Below are 16,691 nucleotides of genomic sequence, written 5' to 3'. Positions count from 1 at the left end.
CCATGTCGAAGACCGTCAAAGCCCTGCTCACCGCCTGTGCCCTGGCTGCTGCAGCGGGTGCCGCCATCGCCCAGGAACAGGTGGTCAACCTTTACTCGGCGCGCCACTATTCCACCGATGAAGCCCTGTACACCGGCTTTACCAAGGCCACCGGCATCAAGATCAACCGGGTGGACGCGGACGATGCGGGCATTCTGGCGCGGCTGAAAGCAGAAGGCTCGGCATCGCCCGCAGATGTGATCCTGCTGGTGGATGCAGCCCGGCTTTACCGGGGAGAAATGGACGGCCTGTTCCAACCAATCCGCTCCAAGGTGCTCGAAGACGCCATTCCCGCCAACTTGCGCAGCCTGCCGGCCGCCGATGGCGGCATCTCGTGGTTTGGCCTGTCCACCCGTGCGCGACTGATTGTGTTCAACAAGGTCAGGGTTCAAAAAAGCGATGTGGATACCTATGAAGAACTGGCCGATCCCAAGAACAAGGGCAAGCTGTGCATTCGATCGGGTTCGCACCCTTACAACCTGAGCCTGTTTGGCGCCGTGACAGAACACCTTGGCGAACAGAAGGCCGAGGCCTGGCTCAAGGGCATGGTGGCCAACCTGGCCCGCGCGCCCAAGGGCGGCGACACCGACCAGATCAAGGCCGTGGCTTCTGGTGAGTGCGACATTGCCGTCACCAACAGCTATTACCTGGCGCGCATGATGCGCTCCAACAAGCCCGAAGATGTGGCCGTGGTCAACAAGGTGGGCGTGGTGTTTCCTAACCAGCAGTCCTGGGGCACGCACATGAACATTGCCGGCGGCGCCGTGGCCCGCCATGCCAAGAACCAGGCCAACGCCGTGAAGTTTCTCGAATACCTGGCCAGCGCCGATGCGCAGAATTATTTTGCCAATGGCAACAACGAATGGCCTGCAGCCAAAGGGCTGAACATCGAAAATCCGGCGCTCAAGGCCATGACGCAGGGCCAGCCTTTCAAGAGCGAAACCATTCCGATCAGCGCGGTGGGTGCCAACATCACCAAGGTGCAGCAAATGCTGGACCGCGTGGGTTTTCAATAAACCAGCCCCTGCGAACACCCCCTTTTGAGGGGCATTCGAATCCTGCCCGGCACTGCCCGGGCATTTTTTTGCCCGTCGGGGCGTGAATCCTTCGGTGATAATTGACGTAAACGTCAACGTCACTCACTGGAGACAGAACATGGAAATCAAGGGCAAAGTATTCATCGTGACCGGCGGCGCGTCGGGCTTGGGCGAAGGCACGGCGCGCATGCTGGCCGCGCAGGGCGGCACTGTGGTCATTGCCGACATGCAGGCAGAAAAAGGCGAGGCCGTGGCCCAGGAAATTGGCGGCGCCTTCGTGAAGTGCGATGTGAGCAACGAGGCCGACGGCCAGGCCGTGGTAGCCAAGGCGGTATCGCTGGGCAAGCTGATGGGCCTGGTGAACTGCGCTGGCATCGCCCCCGCCGAGAAAACCGTTGGCAAGAACGGCGCGCATGCGCTGGCCGTGTTCAGCAAGACCATCACGGTCAACCTGATTGGCAGCTTCAACATGATCCGCCTGGCCGCTGAGGCCATGTGCAAGAACGAACCCGAGGCCACCGGCGAGCGCGGTGTGTTGATTTCCACCGCCAGCGTGGCAGCCTACGACGGCCAGATTGGCCAGGCCGCTTATTCCGCCTCCAAGGGCGGCGTGGTGGGCATGACACTGCCCATCGCCCGCGACTTGGCCAGGAGCGGCATCCGCAACATGACCATCGCCCCCGGCATCTTCGGCACGCCCATGCTGTTTGGCATGCCGCAGGAAGTGCAGGACGCGCTGGCCGCTGGCGTGCCCTTCCCCAGCCGCCTGGGCACGCCGCAGGACTATGCCAAGCTGGTGCAGCACATCTTTGAAAACGACATGCTCAACGGCGAGGTAATTCGTCTGGATGGTGCCATTCGTCTGGCTCCTCGCTGAACACAAATGCTACTGTATTTATAGCTCCCAGCGCTTACCCATAAAGCGCTGCAAGCGTATTTGGCTCAAATCCTGGAGCTGCAAAGGCTGCGGGATCTTTATTGAACAAATTGCCCATAAAAAAACCGCTGCAGCCTTGCGACTGCAGCGGTTTTGATCTGGCGGAGTGGACGGGACTCGAACCCGCGACCCCCGGCGTGACAGGCCGGTATTCTAACCAACTGAACTACCACTCCTGGCAGGCAGCTTTTGCTTGCATCTTTTCAACACAAGCCAAGCGCTACAACTTGGCGACCCCACGGGGATTCGAACCCCGGTACTCACCGTGAAAGGGTGATGTCCTAGGCCTCTAGACGATGGGGTCAAAACCTTGGAACTAACCGTATCTATCAACAAACTTTGGTGGAGGTAAACGGGATCGAACCGATGACCTCTTGCATGCCATGCAAGCGCTCTCCCAGCTGAGCTATACCCCCAAAATTTCTCTGGTTCTCACCAAAGAAAAACCCTTGCACATCAAAGACCTGCAAGGGCTTTTGACTGGCGGAGTGGACGGGACTCGAACCCGCGACCCCCGGCGTGACAGGCCGGTATTCTAACCAACTGAACTACCACTCCTGGCAGGCAGCTTTTGCTTGCATTCTTCACACAAGCCAAGCGCTACAACTTGGCGACCCCACGGGGATTCGAACCCCGGTACTCACCGTGAAAGGGTGATGTCCTAGGCCTCTAGACGATGGGGTCAAAACCTTGGAACTAACCGTATCTATCAACAAACTTTGGTGGAGGTAAACGGGATCGAACCGATGACCTCTTGCATGCCATGCAAGCGCTCTCCCAGCTGAGCTATACCCCCACTTGACAACCTCGATCACACTGCAACCGTTGTCATCATCTGAGCCTTGAATTATAGACAGATTTTTAGCGGTTTCGCAAACGCGCTACAACTTTTTCGCGTCCGACCAGTTCCAGCACCGCATCGACCGATGGCGTGTGGGCCGATCCGACGGTCAGAACCCGCACCGGCATGGCCAGCTGCGGCATCTTCAGCCCCTGCGCCGTCAACACCTGCTTGAAGGCCGCACTGATAGACGCTTTGTCCCATTCGGATGCGGACAACGCATCGGCCAGCGCATCCAGAGCAGGAGCGATGGCATCGGTCACATGCTGTGCGCGCTCTGCCTCCAGGACCGAAACGGGCCCATAGAACACAAAGGCCCAGTCCGCGAGGGCCACCGTGGTATCGCACCGGTCTTTGAACAGTGCACAGATACGTGGCAGACGGCCATCGGCCAGGTCTGCCGCAGCAATGCCGCGCTTTTCCAGCTGGGGGGCGACCAGTGCCGCCAGCGCATCATCGGCCATGGCCTTGAGGTGTTGGGCATTCACCCAGCGCAGCTTGGCTTCATCAAACTGCGCGGCGCTGCGCCCCAGATGGTCCAGGTTGAACCACTGCAGAAACTGCCCGCGGCTGAAAATTTCGTCGTCCCCATGGCTCCAGCCCAGGCGCGCCAGGTAGTTCACCATGGCGTCTGGCAAGTAACCCTCGTCGCGGTATTGCGTGACGGGCTTGGCGCCGTTGCGCTTGCTCATCTTCTCGCCCTGCTCGTTGAGCACGGTGGGCAGGTGGGCATACACCGGCGGTTCCTTGCCCAGGGCGCGGAAGATGTTGATCTGGCGCGGCGTGTTGTTCACATGGTCATCCCCGCGGATCACATGGGTGATGGCCATGTCGATATCGTCCACCACTACGCAGAAGTTGTAGGTGGGCGTGCCGTCAGGGCGCGCAATCACCAGGTCGTCCAGTTCGTCGTTGCTGATCTCGATACGGCCCTTGACCTTGTCGTCCCATGCCACCACGCCGCCTTGCGGGTTCTTGAAGCGCAGCACGGGCTGGACACCCTCGGGCACGGGCGGCAGGGTCTTGCTCGCCTCTGGGCGCCAGGTGCCGTCATAGCGGGGCTTTTCCTTGGCGGCCATCTGCTTTTCGCGCAAGGCATCGAGCTCGGCCACGCTCATGTAGCAGGGGTACACATGGCCTGTGGCCTGCAACTGAGCCAGCACTTCCTTGTACCGGTCCATGCGTTGCATCTGGTAGAACGGACCTTCATCATGGTCCAGCCCCAGCCAGGCCATGCCTTCAATGATCACATCCACTGCCGCCTGGCTGGAGCGCTCCAGGTCGGTATCTTCAATGCGCAAGATGAAATCCCCGCCCGTGGCGCGCGCAAACGCCCACGGATAGAGCGCCGAGCGGATATTGCCCAGGTGAATGAAGCCAGTAGGCGATGGTGCGAAACGGGTGCGCACATGCACGGGGAAACTCTGTTCAGTCATGGCAGGTAGGCCGGGCGCATCGCCCCGGCTTGGTGGTCTTGGTCTGCAATAGGGGCAGCATGCACAGGCTCATGAGGAAGCCCGGCCTGCAATCGTCGTGTCAGGCAACCTGCGCGTTGGGCAGCGCCAGGCGGGAAGTGTCTTCTTCGCCCTCCTCCCCACCCACGCGGCCTTCGTTGAGGCGCGCAATATCGTCCGCCGTGATGTCTCCGGTGACATAGACACCGTCGAAACACGAGGCATCAAACCCCGCAATGGCGGAATTGAGGGCACCGACGGCCCGCTTCATGCCATCCACGTCCTGGTAGATCAGCGCATCACAGCCAATGGCCTGGCGCACCTCTTCCACCGTGCGGCCATGGGCCACCAGTTCGCTGCTGGTGGGCATGTCAATCCCGTACACATTGGGGTAGCGCACTGGGGGCGCAGCGCTGGCCAGATACACCTTGCGGGCACCGGCGTCGCGCGCCATCTGCACGATCTCGCGCGAGGTCGTGCCACGCACGATGGAGTCATCCACCAGCAGCACGTTGCGGCCCTTGAATTCGCTGCCGATCACATTGAGTTTCTGGCGCACAGACTTCTTGCGCACGCCCTGGCCGGGCATGATGAAGGTGCGGCCCACGTAGCGGTTCTTGACGAAGCCCTCGCGGTACGGAATGCCCAGCAGATGCGCCAGCTGGGTTGCGCTGGGGCGGCTCGACTCTGGGATGGGAATGATCACATCGATCTCGTTCGGTGGCACGGTGGACACCACCCGTTTGGCCAGCGCCTCGCCAAGATTCAGCCGCGCCTGGTAAACCGAAATACCGTCAAGCACCGAATCCGGCCGCGCCAGATAGACAAACTCGAAAATGCAGGGGTTCAGCTGCGGATTTTCCGCGCACTGGCGCGCATGCACCGTGCCGTCGAGCGTGATGAAGATGGCCTCGCCCGGATCGATGTTGCGTTCGAAAACATGCGAGGTGCCTTCCAGCGCCACCGATTCGCTACCCACCATCACGGTGCCATCCTGGCTGCGCCCCATGGCCAGCGGGCGGATACCGTGGGGGTCGCGGAAAGCCAGCAGACCATGCCCAGCGATCAGGGCGATGACGGCATACGAGCCCTTGATGCGCTTGTGCACGGCACGCACCGCCGTAAAAACGTCCTCGGGCTGCAGCGGCACACCCCGGGTGGCGCGTTCAAGTTCGTGGGCAAACACGTTGAGCAACACTTCCGAATCGCTGTCGGTATTGGTGTGCCGATGGTCGGTCTGAAAGAGCTCGTTGCGCAGGGACAGCGCATTGGTCAGGTTGCCGTTGTGCACCAGCACGATGCCAAACGGCGCGTTCACATAAAACGGTTGCGCCTCTTCTTCGCTGAAGGCGTTGCCGGCCGTGGGGTAGCGCACCTGGCCCAGCCCCACATTGCCTGGCAAGGCCCGCATATTGCGCGTGCGAAACACATCGCGCACCATGCCCTTGGCCTTGTGCATGAAGAATTTGCGGCCCTGCTGGGTCACGATGCCTGCGGCATCCTGGCCCCGGTGCTGCAGCAGCAGCAAGGCGTCATAAATCAGCTGGTTGACGGGCGCTGCGCTGACGACGCCGACGATTCCACACATAGTTCGATTCCATCCATTTGCGGGAACATCCCGCGCCAATTTTCTCGGCAGCAGCTTGTGGCCGCCACCCTGTCATGAAGGCAAATGCCTTGCAAATTCTTCGGGCAATGCCGGCCTCAGGCTCTTGAGCAAGCCACCCAGCACCGGTGCGCTGTACGACGCCTGCCACCACGCAGCCTCGTGCAGGGGCGTCAAGCCCACCACCACGGCCACTGCCAGCAGCAACACCAGGCCCCGCACCACGCCAAACAAGGCCCCCAGCGTTCGGTCCGCCGGACGCAACCCCATGGCGTCCACCAGTTTCTTGGCCAGCCAGGCCAGAAAACCGCAGGCAAACACAGCGCCGACAAAAACCACGATAAAGCCCGCCGCATAGCGCAGTGCCCCTTCGCTCCCCCCCAAAGGCAGTAACGCCGCCATGTCGGAGGCAAACCACTGGGCCACAAAAAACGACGCCACCCAACCTGCCACCGACAACACCTCAAACACCAGGCCGCGCCAGGCGCCAATGGCCATCGATGCCAGCAAAATTGCCGCAAAAATCCAGTCCAGCGATGCCACGGTGTGCGATTTGGTATGCAAGCAACCCTGCAGCCGACTGCGGCTACAGCGTCAACACCGAGGCCGTCAACCCCAGTCCCTTGATGCGACTGGCAGCCTTGTCGGCCTCGGCCCGGCTGGCCAGCGGCCCCACACGCACCCGCACACGCTTGCCATCCTTGGTATCCACCACCTGGGTATAAGTTTTGAGCCCGGCCCGCTCCAGCCTGGTGCGCGCCTCGCGGGCCTTGTCGGCATCGGCAAAAGCGCCCACCTGGACGATGAAGCGCCCATCCTCGGCCTGTGCACCGGCAGCGGGCTGCACCGCGCGCCCTTCCAGCAAGGCACGGGCGCGGGCGGCGTCTTCGGCCACTGCCGGCTTGGGTTCGGGGGCCGATGGTGATTTGGCATCAGGCTTGGGTTTGGGTTCCGGCTTTGGTTCGGGAACCGCCACGGCCTTGGGCTTGACTTCGGGTTTGGCGATGGCCTTTGCAGTGGCGGATTCGCCGGCCGACTCCTTGACAGCACTGCGGCTGCTTGCCACCAGCTCTTCGCCATCCCCCAGGCCGGCCGCAGCAGCGCTGCGCTCAGGCGCTGGCGCGGCTGCCGCGGGCGCCTTGAGCGGCGGCACAGCGGGCCGCGATGACGCAGAATCAGGCGTGCCGGCGGGCACAACCAGCGGCGCCACCTTGTTGCGGTCGGGGATCTCGATGGGAATATCCACCGGAATGGGCCGCGGTTGGGTATCAAACAGCAGCGGGAAACCCACCACACCGAGCAAGACCAGCACCGCAGCGCCAATGAGCCGATGCCTTGCGCGCCGGCGCATAGCCTCAATGCTCTCTGCCTGGGGCGAACGGGAGCGCTTGCCCGGCTTGTCAGCCTGTTCACTCTGACCCGGCCACCGAAACTTGAAAAATGCCATGGAATAGGGACTTGTGCGGAGCTTATGCGCCCAGATGCTTGGCGTGCAGGCGGGGGATTCCATTGATCAGCACACCACCCACCGTGTAAAACGAGCCAAAGACCACGATTCTATCAGCGGGGTCTGCCGCGACCACCGCCGCCTGCAAGGCCTGCAGCGGGTCGGCGTGGACACTGGTGGTCACCTGGCGCCGGCCACCCGACACCATCTGCAGCGCGTTCCATTTCTGCTGCAACACCGCACCTGTTTCGGCCCGTGGCGTGGGCAGATCGGTGAAATACCAGTGGTCCACCAGCGGCCCCACCTTGGCCAGCATGGGCGCGAGGTCCTTGTCGGCCATGGCGCCAAACACGGCGTGCGTGGCCGGAAAATAGCCCATGGCATCCAGGTTGGCCGTCAGCGCCGCCACGGAATGGGGGTTGTGTGCCACGTCCAGCACCAGCGTGGGCTGCCCGGGCACGATCTGGAAACGACCCGGCAATTCCACCAGCGCCAGACCATTGCGCACGGCCTGCGCCGTCACGGGCAGGCGCGTGCGCAGCGCTTCAAACGCCGCCAACACCCCCGACGCATTCACCAGCTGGTTGGCCCCGCGCAGCGCCGGGTAGGCCAGCCCGGCATAGCGCCGGCCCCGCCCGGCCCAGCTCCACTGCTGCTTGTCGCCCGAAAAATTGAAATCGTGGCCAAAACGCCAGAGGTCGGCCCCCATTTCACGCGCATGGTCGATCACGCTTTGCGGCGCCATGGGATCGCTCACGACCACCGGGCGGCCCGTGCGCATGATGCCGGCCTTTTCGCGACCGATGCTTTCGCGGTCCGGCCCCAGGTATTCGGTGTGGTCGATGTCGATGCTGGTGATGATGGCGCAATCGGCATCGATGATGTTGGTGGCATCGAGCCGGCCGCCCAGCCCCACCTCCAGGATGGCCACATCCAGCAGGGCGTGGCTCATCAGCCGCAGGATGGCCAGCGTGGTGAACTCGAAGTACGTGAGCGAAACATCATTGCCATTTTGCGTTCTGGCGCTTTCCACGGCTTCAAAGTGCGCTATCAGATCAGAAGCATTCACGGCCTCGCCATGCACCCGGCAGCGCTCTTCAAAATGCACCAGGTGCGGCGATGTGTACACCCCGGTGCGAAAACCCGCCTGCTGGGCCACGGCCTCCAGCATGGCGCAGGTGGAGCCCTTGCCATTGGTGCCGGCCACGGTGATCACCGGGCAGTCAAAACGCAGGCCCATGCGGGTGGCCACTTCACGAACCCGGTCCAGGCCCATGTCGATGTTCTGAGGGTGCAGCTGCTCGCAATGGCGGAGCCAGCCTTCCAGGGTGTGGATTTTGGTGTGCATACCCTGGCAATTGTCGCCGAGGCACACCTTCGCGCATGATGGCGGCCATGAAGACACCTCACATCACTCTGTACGGAATCCCCAACTGCGACACGGTCAAAAAGGCGCGCGCCTGGCTCACCGACCAGGGGCTGGAATATGCCTTCCACGACTTCAAGAAACAGGGCGTTCCCGCCGAACGCCTGCCCGACTGGCTGGCCGCCGCAGGCTGGCAAAAGCTGGTGAACCGGCAGGGCACCACCTGGCGCAAGCTCGACCCAGGCACCCAGGCGGCCGTGCAGGACGACGCCAGCGCCAGCGCACTGATGCAGGCGCAGCCCAGCACCATCAAGCGCCCGGTGGTCGAGTGGAACCGGGGCGAGCGCCGCACCATCACGGTCGGCTTTGATGCAGCGCAGTGGCAAGAATTGCAGAAAACGCTGTCCAGCGAATGAACCGGCTGAACCGGCCAAACCGGCGAATTGCCGCGCTGATCTTTACGCAGTTTTACCGGCCCGTGCAGGGGGATTGACGCGGTGCGCCTCAACTTTTTCTCGGTCTGGTGCGTTATGCACCGAACCGTCAGGAGTTTTCCCATGAAAAAGATCGCCCTATTTTCCGTTCTGGCCGCCGTGGCCACTTTCGCAGCCGCACAGGAACAAGGCCGCGTGCTGTCGGCCACGCCCGTGGTGCAGCAAGTGGGCATTCCGCAGCAGGTGTGCGGAAACGAAACCGTTTACAGCGGCTCGCGCAACTCGGGCGCTGGCGCTTTGCTGGGTGCCATTGCCGGTGGCGCGGCCGGCAACGCGGTGGGCCATGGCGGCGGGCGCGCGGCAGCCACCGCCATAGGCCTCATCGGCGGCGCCGTGCTGGGCAACCAGATTGAAGGCAGCGGCCAGCCCCAATACCAGAACGTGCAGCGCTGCACCACCGAGACGTATTACGAGAACCGCACCATGGGTTACGACGTGGTGTATGAATATGCCGGACGCCAGTACAGCACCCGCACCCCAACCGATCCGGGTGGCTGGATCCCCGTCAGCGTCCAGCCGCTGAACGGCAACCCGGGACAAAACTATTCCACCCAGCCCAATTCTTATGGACCACAGGGTGTGTATTCGCAGCCCGGGGTGGTCACGTCCACTTACACGGCCCAGCCCGCCTATCCGGCGCAACCTACCTACGCGAGCCCGCCAGTCACGGTGATCGAATACGGCTATGGCCGCCCCTACTACCCGGCCCACCGCAACCCTTACTGGCGCTGAACAGCATCCAGCGCCCAGCGGCACCCGAGCCCCTGCATGGGGCTCTTTTTTTTGCCCGCCACGCCAGCAAACCCCAGCCAGCGCGGACGACGCCGCCCTGCGGCCACGCCCCCTGCCCTAAAATCTTGGGTTTCCCACAATCTATCTACCCGCGCAACCATGACCACCGAAAAAATCGACGGCGTGTCCGTCACGACCAAGGCCAGTGTGTATTTCGACGGCAAGTGCGTGAGCCACGGCATCACCTTCCCCGACGGCACGAAGAAGTCGGTGGGCGTGATCCTGCCCGCCACGCTGACGTTCAACACCGGCGCGCCCGAGATCATGGAAGGCGTGGGCGGTTCGTGCGAATACAAGCTCGACGGCTCCGACATCTGGGTGAAGTCTGGCGCGGGCGAGCAATTCAGCGTGCCGGGCAACTCGAAGTTCGACATCCGCGTGACCGAGGCCTATCACTACATCTGCCATTTCGGCTGAAATTCAGAGCATTTTTGGCCTCTAGCGCTTATGCAGCAAGCGCAAGCAGCTATCATTTTTGAGAAAATTCCATGGCAACCATCCTCCAACACCTCCCCCTCGGCCAGAAGGTCGGCATCGCGTTTTCCGGTGGCCTGGACACCAGCGCGGCCCTGCGCTGGATGAAGAACAAGGGCGCCCTGCCCTACGCCTACACGGCCAACCTGGGCCAGCCCGATGAGCCCGACTACGACGCCATCCCGCGCAAGGCCATGGAATATGGCGCCGAGGCCGCCCGCCTGATCGACTGCCGCACGCAACTGGCCCACGAAGGCATCGCCGCGCTGCAGGCCGGCGCCTTTCACATCAGCACCGCCGGGGTGACCTACTTCAACACCACGCCGCTGGGCCGTGCCGTCACGGGCACCATGCTGGTGTCGGCCATGAAGGAGGACGACGTCCACATCTGGGGCGACGGCTCGACCTTCAAGGGCAACGACATCGAGCGGTTTTACCGCTACGGCCTGCTCACCAACCCGCTGCTCAAGATCTACAAGCCCTGGCTGGACCAGCAGTTCATCGACGAGCTCGGCGGCCGCGCCGAAATGTCGGCTTTCATGACCAAAGAAGGCTTTGGCTACAAGATGAGCGCCGAAAAGGCCTACAGCACCGACAGCAACATGCTGGGCGCCACGCACGAGGCCAAAGACCTGGAGTTTCTGAACAGCGGCATCCGCATCGTCAACCCCATCATGGGCGTGGCGTTCTGGAAGCCAGAGGTCGAAGTCAAGGCCGAGGAAGTGTCCGTCACGTTCAACGAAGGCCAGCCCGTGGCCCTGAACGGCAAGGAATACACCGACCCGGTGGAGCTGATCCTGGAAGCCAACCGCATCGGCGGCCGCCACGGCCTGGGCATGAGCGACCAGATCGAAAACCGCATCATCGAGGCCAAGAGCCGCGGCATCTACGAGGCCCCGGGTCTCGCGCTGCTGCACATCGCCTACGAGCGCCTGGTGACCGGCATCCACAACGAGGACACTATCGAGCAGTACCGCATGAACGGCCTGAAACTGGGCCGCCTGCTTTACCAGGGCCGCTGGTTCGACCCCCAGGCCATCATGCTGCGCGAAACCGCCCAGCGCTGGGTGGCGCGCGCCATCACCGGCACCGTCACGGTGGAGCTGCGCCGCGGCAACGACTATTCGCTGCTCAACACCGAAAGCCCCAACCTGACCTACGCACCCGAGCGCCTGTCGATGGAAAAGGTGGAAGACGCGCCGTTCTCGCCACTGGACCGCATCGGCCAGCTGACCATGCGCAACCTGGACATCGTGGACACGCGCGCCAAGCTGATGACCTATGCCAAGTCCGGCCTGCTGACCCTGGGCCAGGGTTCGCCACTGCCCCAGCTGAGCGACGAATCCTGAACGAGCTGCCTTGCCGCTCAGCCAACAAAAAACCGCCTTCGGGCGGTTTTTTTGGTCTTATTGGCCTGCAGCGCTTACAGATCAAGCGCAAGCAGCTATAAATATTGAAGCACGAAAGGTGTCAATCACCACACCACCGGCTCGGGCTCCAGCCGGATGCCGAAGCGCTCGTACACGCTGGTCTGGATGGCGCGCGCCAGCGTCATCACCTCGCCGCCGGTCACGCTGTCGTCCGGTGTGCCGCGGTTGACCAGCACCAGCGCCTGCTTTTCGTACACGCCGGCCTTGCCGATGGACTTGCCCTTCCAGCCACAGGCGTCGATCAGCCAGCCGGCGGCCAACTTGATGCTGCCATCGGGCATGGGGTAGTGCACGATTTTCGGGTCGCGCGCGATGATGTCGGCGCACTGCTCAGGCGTCACGGTGGGGTTCTTGAAGAAGCTGCCGGCGTTGCCCAGCACGGCCGGGTCGGGCAGCTTGGCACGGCGGATGTCGCACACCCAGTCGAAGATCTGCTGCGCCGTGGGCTGGTCGACACCGGCCTCGGCCCGGCGCCGCTCCAGATCGAGATACCCGAGCACCGGTTTCCACGGCTTGGGCAGCCGAAAGCGCACATGGGTGATCACGGCGCGGCCCGCCAGGCCCATGCCGCGCGGCAGGCCGCTGCCGTCCGTCGATTCGGAAGGTGCGTGCTTGAAAACGGAGTCGCGGTAGCCAAAGGCGCATTGGGCCGCATCGAGCGTGAAACTTTGGCCGGTGGCCAGGTCCACCGCATCCAGCGACTCAAAACGGTCTTGTAGCTCCACGCCATAGGCACCGATGTTCTGCACCGGCGAGGCACCCACCGTGCCAGGAATCAGCGCCAGGTTTTCGAGCCCCGCAAATCCCTGCGCCAGCGTCCAGGCCACGGTGTCGTGCCACACCTCGCCCGCGCCCGCCTCGACGATCCAGGCGCGGTCGGTTTCTTGCACCAGGCGCAGGCCCTTGATCTCCATCTTCAGCACCACGGGTTTGACATCGCCCGTCAGGATGATGTTGCTGCCCCCGCCCAGCACAAATTTCGGCAAAGGGGCCCGTTGGGGATCTGCCAGGACGGCGTGCAAATCTGCCACGGAACGCACCCGAACCAGGGTGTGGGCGCGTGCGGCGATGCCAAAGGTGTTGCAGGGCTGCAAAGGGACGTTTTTCTCGACTACCATTGGTCCGATTGTCGCACCGGGGGCCTGCGCGCCTGTCCGGCCCACCCCGTTTTTCCAGAGACTACGAACCGCCATGCCCTCTTTTGACACCATCTGTGAAGCCAACCTCGTTGAAGTGAAGAATGCGGTGGAAAACACCGTGAAAGAGATCACGACCCGCTTTGATTTCAAGGGCACCTCGGCCAGCATTGAAATCAAGGACAAGGAAATCACCATGGTGGGCGATGCCGAGTTCCAGCTCACCCAGATCGAGGACGTGCTGCGCAACAAGCTCACCAAGCGCAACGTGGATGTGCGCTTTCTGGACATGGGCGATGTGCAGAAAATGGGTGGCGACAAGGTCAAGCAGGTCATCAAGGTGCGCAACGGCATCGAGAGCGAGCTGGCCAAGAAGCTGCAAAAGCTCATGAAGGAAAGCAAGCTCAAGGTGCAGGCCGCCATCCAGGAGGACAAGGTGCGTGTCACCGGCGCCAAGCGCGACGACCTGCAGGCGGCCATGGCGCTGATCCGCAAGGAGATCAACGACGTGCCGCTGTCGTTTGACAACTTCCGCGACTGACCTGCGGGTCTGGCCGATATCACCGCCCCCTTGCCGCCCCACGCATTGCACCATCGCGCACCAGCCGCTCACCATGAAAAAGCACCTGTTTCGCCCCGCCGCTGCGCTGCTGGCCGCCGCACTGCTGGTGCCCCTGTTGGCGCACGCACAAACGGTGGCGTTGGGCGGCATTCTGGGCACCAAGGCCCTGCTGATCGTGAACAACAGCGCGCCCCGGGGTGTTGCGGCTGGCGAATCCCATCAGGACGTGAAAGTGGTTGCCGTCGGCAAGGACCAGGCCGTGGTGGAAATCGCGGGCGCCCGGCGCACCCTGCACCTGGGCGAAGCACCAGTAAGCGTGGGCAGCAAGAGCGGGAGCCGGCGCGTTGTGCTGACGGCCGACAGCCGGGGGCATTTTGTCAACAGCGGCACCATCAACGGCAGCACGATGCAATACATGGTGGACACGGGCGCCTCCACCGTGGCCATTGGCCGCCCCGATGCGGAGCGCATGGGCCTTAATTACATGAGCGGCCAGCCCGTGCGCATGAACACCGCCAACGGCGTGGCCCAGGGCTGGCGCATGAAACTCGATTCGGTGCGCATCGGCGACGTTGAAGTGTTTGGCGTTGACGCCATCGTCACGCCACAACCCATGCCCTTTGTGCTGCTGGGCAACAGCTTTCTGACCGAGTTCCAGATGACCCGCACGAACGACCAGATGGTGCTGGAAAAGCGCCACTGACCCACTGCCCATGTCCGTCCGACATTCCCCTGGCAACCAGCGCCACGATGACGAGTACGAAGACCTGCTGAGCCTGTGGTCCGATCTGGAGTCAGCATTGTCGATCGTGCTTTCTGCGCCGCTGCGGGTGCAGGATTTTCCGGCCAAGGTGCGCCAGCTCGACCACTGGCTGCAAGACCTGGTGGCCCACGATATCGACGCCGCGCTGTACTTGATGTTCCAGCTGGCCTCGACCTCCACGGTGGGCTACAGCGCCTCGCACGCCGTGGTGTGTGGCACCCTGTGCCACATCATGGCGCAAGCGTTGCAACTGCCCACGCAAGAGCGCGACAGCCTGGTGCGCGCCGCCCTCACCATGAACATCGGCATGACGGCGCTGCAGGACCTGCTGTCCGAGCAGCGCGAAAAGCCCAGTGCCACACAGCAAGATGCGATTCGCAACCACCCCCAGGAAAGCCAGGCCTTGCTGGAACGCCTGTTCATCACCGACAGCCTCTGGCTGGACGTGGTAGGCCAGCACCATGCCAGCATCTCCGACCGCGTGCCGCTGGCCAACCAGGAGCCGCAAGACCGGCTGACCCGCATCCTGGGCACCATCGACCGCTATGCCGCCATGATCAGCCCCCGCAAGTCGCGCCCCGGCCGCAGCGCCACCGACTCGGTGCGCGCCATCGTGGGCAACGAAGTCGATCAGCGCGACGAGGTGAGCTACACGCTGGTGCGCTCCGTGGGCCTGTGCCCGCCCGGCACCTTTGTGCGCTTGGACAACGGCGACACAGCCATCGTGCTGCGCCGGGGCGAAAAGGCCAACCAGCCCCTCGTGGCAAGCCTGCTCGACCGTGCGGGAGCGCACCACGCGCGGCCGGGCATCTACCACACGGGCACCACGGGCAAGCCGCGCATCCAGTCGGCACTGGCCCGCTCCGCCGTGACGGTGGAGCTCAACCACCGCACGATGGTGCGGCTGGGCTTGTATGCGGCGTCAAAGCACAACTCGGGCTTGATGGGACTGGTGACCGCGTCCGGGGCGCTCTGAGCCGCCAACCGCTCTGAGACGCCCGTCGGGGCACGCACCAAAGGTGCCCGAAAAATGCCAGGCGACGCGCGCTACGGCTTGTGCTTGGGCGCAGGGGCCGCCTTGGACCGGCCCAGGCGCGATTCCTTGCCTTCGATCAGGCGCCGGATGTTGTCCTTGTGGCGCCAGGCCAGCAGCGCGGACATGATGGCAATGGCCACGGCAATGCTGGCTTCGGCATACCATGCCACGCCGCTGACCAGCAGGTAATACACCGGCGCAAACACCGCCGCCACCAGCGAGGCCAGCGACGAATAGCGAAAGAAAAATGCCACGATGAGCCAGGTGGCCGCCGTGGCCAGCCCCAGCCAGCCGCTGATGCCCAGCAGCACCCCTAAAGCGGTGGCCACGCCCTTGCCGCCCTCAAAGCGAAAGAACACCGGCCACAGGTGGCCCAGAAACGCCGCCAGACCCACCAGCGCGATGGTGCCGTCTTCCAGGCCATAGGGCTTGCCAAACCAGCGCACCAGCACCACGGGCAGCCATCCCTTCACCGCATCGAGCAGCAGCGTGACAATCGCGGCGGCCTTGCTACCCGAGCGCAGCACGTTGGTGGCGCCGGGGTTCTTGCTGCCATAGGTGCGCGGGTCGTTCAGCCCCATCAGGCGCGTCACGATGACTGCAAACGACAGCGAGCCCAGCAAATAGGCAGCCAAAGCGGCAAGGACGGGATACACGGCGTTCAAATCAACTCCTTCGGGGGAACAACAACGCGGCGCAGGCACGCCGGGGCGGCCTATTCTGCCAGCGCGCAGTGCACCGGCGTGGCACCCAGCAACTGAACGCACACCTGCGGGTCGATCTGCACCAGATAACCGCGCCGCCCGCCATTGATGGCAATGCGCGGCAGCTCCAGCACCGATGCTTCGATGTACACCGGCATGGCCTTGCGCGTGCCAAACGGCGAGGTGCCGCCCACCAGGTAGCCGCTGTGGCGGTTAGCCACCTCGGGCTTGCACGGCTCGACCGATTTGGCGCCGATCTGCCGCGCCAGGTTCTTGGTGGACACCTTGCAGTCGCCGTGCATCAACACAATGAGTGGCTTGGCGTCCTGGTCCTGCATCACCAGGGTCTTGACGACCATGTGCTCAGCAAGCCCCAGGCTGGCCGCGCTGTGCGCGGTGCCGCCATGCTCCACATAGTCATAGGGGTGTTCAGTGAACGCCACCTGGTGTGCCTTGAGCATTTGCGTGGCGGGGGTCTCGCTCACATGCACGCCCTTGCCGTCTTTCTTGGCCATGATTACTTCAAAAACAATAGCTAATAGCGCTTTACCAGCAAGCGCTGCAGGCTGATTT

17 protein-coding genes and 6 tRNA genes are annotated in these 16,691 nt (G+C 63.1%); 9 read left to right on the top strand and 14 right to left on the bottom strand.

Annotated elements, in window-relative coordinates:
* Positions 1 to 2: 2 nt before the first annotated feature.
* Together CCX87_RS07205 and CCX87_RS07200 are read left to right on the top strand one after the other, a co-directional pair.
* Positions 3 to 1,055, top strand: a complete 1,053-nt coding sequence (locus tag CCX87_RS07205; protein ID WP_087748230.1) for an extracellular solute-binding protein — start codon at positions 3 to 5, stop codon at positions 1,053 to 1,055.
* A 139-nt stretch (positions 1,056 to 1,194) separates the two neighbouring features.
* Positions 1,195 to 1,953: a 3-hydroxyacyl-CoA dehydrogenase gene (locus tag CCX87_RS07200; RefSeq protein ID WP_087745041.1), complete on the top strand. Its 759-nt coding sequence runs from the start codon at positions 1,195 to 1,197 to the stop codon at positions 1,951 to 1,953.
* Between the two features lie 159 nt (positions 1,954 to 2,112).
* Here CCX87_RS07200 and CCX87_RS07195 read toward each other — a convergent pair.
* The 11 genes from CCX87_RS07195 to folC form a co-directional block, all read right to left on the bottom strand.
* Positions 2,113 to 2,189: transfer RNA gene (locus tag CCX87_RS07195), tRNA-Asp, on the bottom strand.
* Between the two features lie 52 nt (positions 2,190 to 2,241).
* Positions 2,242 to 2,317, bottom strand: a tRNA-Glu gene (locus CCX87_RS07190).
* Positions 2,318 to 2,353: 36 nt separating this feature from the next.
* Positions 2,354 to 2,429 (bottom strand) — tRNA-Ala (locus tag CCX87_RS07185).
* A 65-nt stretch (positions 2,430 to 2,494) separates the two neighbouring features.
* Positions 2,495 to 2,571: transfer RNA gene (locus CCX87_RS07180), tRNA-Asp, on the bottom strand.
* Between the two features lie 50 nt (positions 2,572 to 2,621).
* Positions 2,622 to 2,697: transfer RNA gene (locus tag CCX87_RS07175), tRNA-Glu, on the bottom strand.
* Between the two features lie 36 nt (positions 2,698 to 2,733).
* Positions 2,734 to 2,809 (bottom strand) — tRNA-Ala (locus CCX87_RS07170).
* Positions 2,810 to 2,874: 65 nt separating this feature from the next.
* Positions 2,875 to 4,290 carry a glutamate--tRNA ligase gene (gene gltX, locus CCX87_RS07165; protein ID WP_087745039.1) on the bottom strand — a complete coding sequence of 472 codons (1,416 nt, stop codon included), beginning with the start codon at positions 4,288 to 4,290 and terminating at the stop codon, positions 2,875 to 2,877.
* A 100-nt stretch (positions 4,291 to 4,390) separates the two neighbouring features.
* Positions 4,391 to 5,896, bottom strand: a complete 1,506-nt coding sequence (purF, locus tag CCX87_RS07160) for an amidophosphoribosyltransferase (protein ID WP_087745038.1) — start codon at positions 5,894 to 5,896, stop codon at positions 4,391 to 4,393.
* Between the two features lie 72 nt (positions 5,897 to 5,968).
* The gene (locus CCX87_RS07155) at positions 5,969 to 6,457 is read right to left on the bottom strand and encodes a CvpA family protein (protein ID WP_087748229.1); all 489 of its coding nucleotides are present in this window, start codon (positions 6,455 to 6,457) and stop codon (positions 5,969 to 5,971) included.
* Between the two features lie 43 nt (positions 6,458 to 6,500).
* Positions 6,501 to 7,361 carry an SPOR domain-containing protein gene (locus CCX87_RS07150; RefSeq protein WP_087745036.1) on the bottom strand — a complete coding sequence of 287 codons (861 nt, stop codon included), beginning with the start codon at positions 7,359 to 7,361 and terminating at the stop codon, positions 6,501 to 6,503.
* 22 nt (positions 7,362 to 7,383) lie between these two features.
* Positions 7,384 to 8,709, bottom strand: coding sequence for a bifunctional tetrahydrofolate synthase/dihydrofolate synthase (folC, locus tag CCX87_RS07145; RefSeq protein ID WP_087745034.1), 1,326 nt, complete (start codon positions 8,707 to 8,709; stop codon positions 7,384 to 7,386).
* A 47-nt stretch (positions 8,710 to 8,756) separates the two neighbouring features.
* Between folC and CCX87_RS07140 the strand changes: the two genes are divergently transcribed.
* From CCX87_RS07140 to argG, 4 genes are all read left to right on the top strand, one after another.
* Positions 8,757 to 9,143, top strand: coding sequence for an ArsC family reductase (locus CCX87_RS07140; protein WP_087748228.1), 387 nt, complete (start codon positions 8,757 to 8,759; stop codon positions 9,141 to 9,143).
* Between the two features lie 141 nt (positions 9,144 to 9,284).
* Complete coding sequence (locus CCX87_RS07135; RefSeq protein WP_087745032.1) at positions 9,285 to 9,953, top strand: glycine zipper 2TM domain-containing protein; 669 nt, start codon at positions 9,285 to 9,287, stop codon at positions 9,951 to 9,953.
* Between the two features lie 159 nt (positions 9,954 to 10,112).
* Positions 10,113 to 10,430 carry a pyrimidine/purine nucleoside phosphorylase gene (ppnP, locus tag CCX87_RS07130; protein WP_087745030.1) on the top strand — a complete coding sequence of 106 codons (318 nt, stop codon included), beginning with the start codon at positions 10,113 to 10,115 and terminating at the stop codon, positions 10,428 to 10,430.
* A gap of 71 nt (positions 10,431 to 10,501) precedes the next feature.
* Positions 10,502 to 11,836 (top strand): argininosuccinate synthase, encoded by a 1,335-nt coding sequence (argG, locus tag CCX87_RS07125; protein WP_087745028.1) that lies wholly within the window; start codon positions 10,502 to 10,504, stop codon positions 11,834 to 11,836.
* Between the two features lie 125 nt (positions 11,837 to 11,961).
* Here argG and murB read toward each other — a convergent pair whose 3' ends face one another.
* Positions 11,962 to 13,035 (bottom strand): UDP-N-acetylmuramate dehydrogenase, encoded by a 1,074-nt coding sequence (gene murB / locus CCX87_RS07120; RefSeq protein ID WP_087745026.1) that lies wholly within the window; start codon positions 13,033 to 13,035, stop codon positions 11,962 to 11,964.
* Positions 13,036 to 13,108: 73 nt separating this feature from the next.
* Between murB and CCX87_RS07115 the strand changes: the two genes are divergently transcribed.
* From CCX87_RS07115 to CCX87_RS07105, 3 genes are all read left to right on the top strand, one after another.
* Complete coding sequence (locus CCX87_RS07115) at positions 13,109 to 13,594, top strand: YajQ family cyclic di-GMP-binding protein (protein ID WP_024814772.1); 486 nt, start codon at positions 13,109 to 13,111, stop codon at positions 13,592 to 13,594.
* A gap of 73 nt (positions 13,595 to 13,667) precedes the next feature.
* The gene (locus CCX87_RS07110) at positions 13,668 to 14,318 is read left to right on the top strand and encodes a retropepsin-like aspartic protease family protein (RefSeq protein ID WP_087745025.1); all 651 of its coding nucleotides are present in this window, start codon (positions 13,668 to 13,670) and stop codon (positions 14,316 to 14,318) included.
* Positions 14,319 to 14,328: 10 nt separating this feature from the next.
* Positions 14,329 to 15,354, top strand: coding sequence for an HD-GYP domain-containing protein (locus tag CCX87_RS07105; RefSeq protein ID WP_087745023.1), 1,026 nt, complete (start codon positions 14,329 to 14,331; stop codon positions 15,352 to 15,354).
* A 71-nt stretch (positions 15,355 to 15,425) separates the two neighbouring features.
* Here the strand turns inward: CCX87_RS07105 and plsY are convergent, their stop codons facing one another.
* A complete protein-coding gene (gene plsY / locus CCX87_RS07100) occupies positions 15,426 to 16,079 on the bottom strand; it encodes a glycerol-3-phosphate 1-O-acyltransferase PlsY (RefSeq protein ID WP_087745021.1) in 654 nt (217 codons plus the stop codon).
* Positions 16,080 to 16,129: 50 nt separating this feature from the next.
* Positions 16,130 to 16,633: a Cys-tRNA(Pro) deacylase gene (ybaK, locus tag CCX87_RS07095; RefSeq protein ID WP_087745020.1), complete on the bottom strand. Its 504-nt coding sequence runs from the start codon at positions 16,631 to 16,633 to the stop codon at positions 16,130 to 16,132.
* Positions 16,634 to 16,691: the final 58 nt, after the last annotated feature.

Source organism: Acidovorax sp. T1, from assembly GCF_002176815.1.
GTDB lineage: Bacteria > Pseudomonadota > Gammaproteobacteria > Burkholderiales > Burkholderiaceae_C > Acidovorax.
The sequence above is the reverse complement of the archived record's forward strand: the minus strand, read 5'-3'. Positions and strand labels throughout refer to the sequence as shown.

Excerpts from the sequence above, each read along its gene's own strand:
- ybaK (WP_087745020.1), bottom strand. The coding sequence starts at position 16,633 with ATGGCCAAGAAAGACGGCAAGGGCGTGCATGTGAGCGAGACCCCCGCC.
- CCX87_RS07105 (WP_087745023.1), top strand. The coding sequence starts at position 14,329 with ATGTCCGTCCGACATTCCCCTGGCAACCAGCGCCACGATGACGAGTAC.
- CCX87_RS07200 (WP_087745041.1), top strand. The coding sequence starts at position 1,195 with ATGGAAATCAAGGGCAAAGTATTCATCGTGACCGGCGGCGCGTCGGGC.
- argG (WP_087745028.1), top strand. The coding sequence starts at position 10,502 with ATGGCAACCATCCTCCAACACCTCCCCCTCGGCCAGAAGGTCGGCATC.
- CCX87_RS07205 (WP_087748230.1), top strand. The coding sequence starts at position 3 with ATGTCGAAGACCGTCAAAGCCCTGCTCACCGCCTGTGCCCTGGCTGCT.
- gltX (WP_087745039.1), bottom strand. The coding sequence starts at position 4,290 with ATGACTGAACAGAGTTTCCCCGTGCATGTGCGCACCCGTTTCGCACCA.
- CCX87_RS07110 (WP_087745025.1), top strand. The coding sequence starts at position 13,668 with ATGAAAAAGCACCTGTTTCGCCCCGCCGCTGCGCTGCTGGCCGCCGCA.
- folC (WP_087745034.1), bottom strand. The coding sequence starts at position 8,709 with ATGCACACCAAAATCCACACCCTGGAAGGCTGGCTCCGCCATTGCGAG.
- purF (WP_087745038.1), bottom strand. The coding sequence starts at position 5,896 with ATGTGTGGAATCGTCGGCGTCGTCAGCGCAGCGCCCGTCAACCAGCTG.
- ppnP (WP_087745030.1), top strand. The coding sequence starts at position 10,113 with ATGACCACCGAAAAAATCGACGGCGTGTCCGTCACGACCAAGGCCAGT.
- CCX87_RS07140 (WP_087748228.1), top strand. The coding sequence starts at position 8,757 with ATGAAGACACCTCACATCACTCTGTACGGAATCCCCAACTGCGACACG.
- CCX87_RS07150 (WP_087745036.1), bottom strand. The coding sequence starts at position 7,361 with ATGGCATTTTTCAAGTTTCGGTGGCCGGGTCAGAGTGAACAGGCTGAC.
- CCX87_RS07115 (WP_024814772.1), top strand. The coding sequence starts at position 13,109 with ATGCCCTCTTTTGACACCATCTGTGAAGCCAACCTCGTTGAAGTGAAG.
- murB (WP_087745026.1), bottom strand. The coding sequence starts at position 13,035 with ATGGTAGTCGAGAAAAACGTCCCTTTGCAGCCCTGCAACACCTTTGGC.
- CCX87_RS07135 (WP_087745032.1), top strand. The coding sequence starts at position 9,285 with ATGAAAAAGATCGCCCTATTTTCCGTTCTGGCCGCCGTGGCCACTTTC.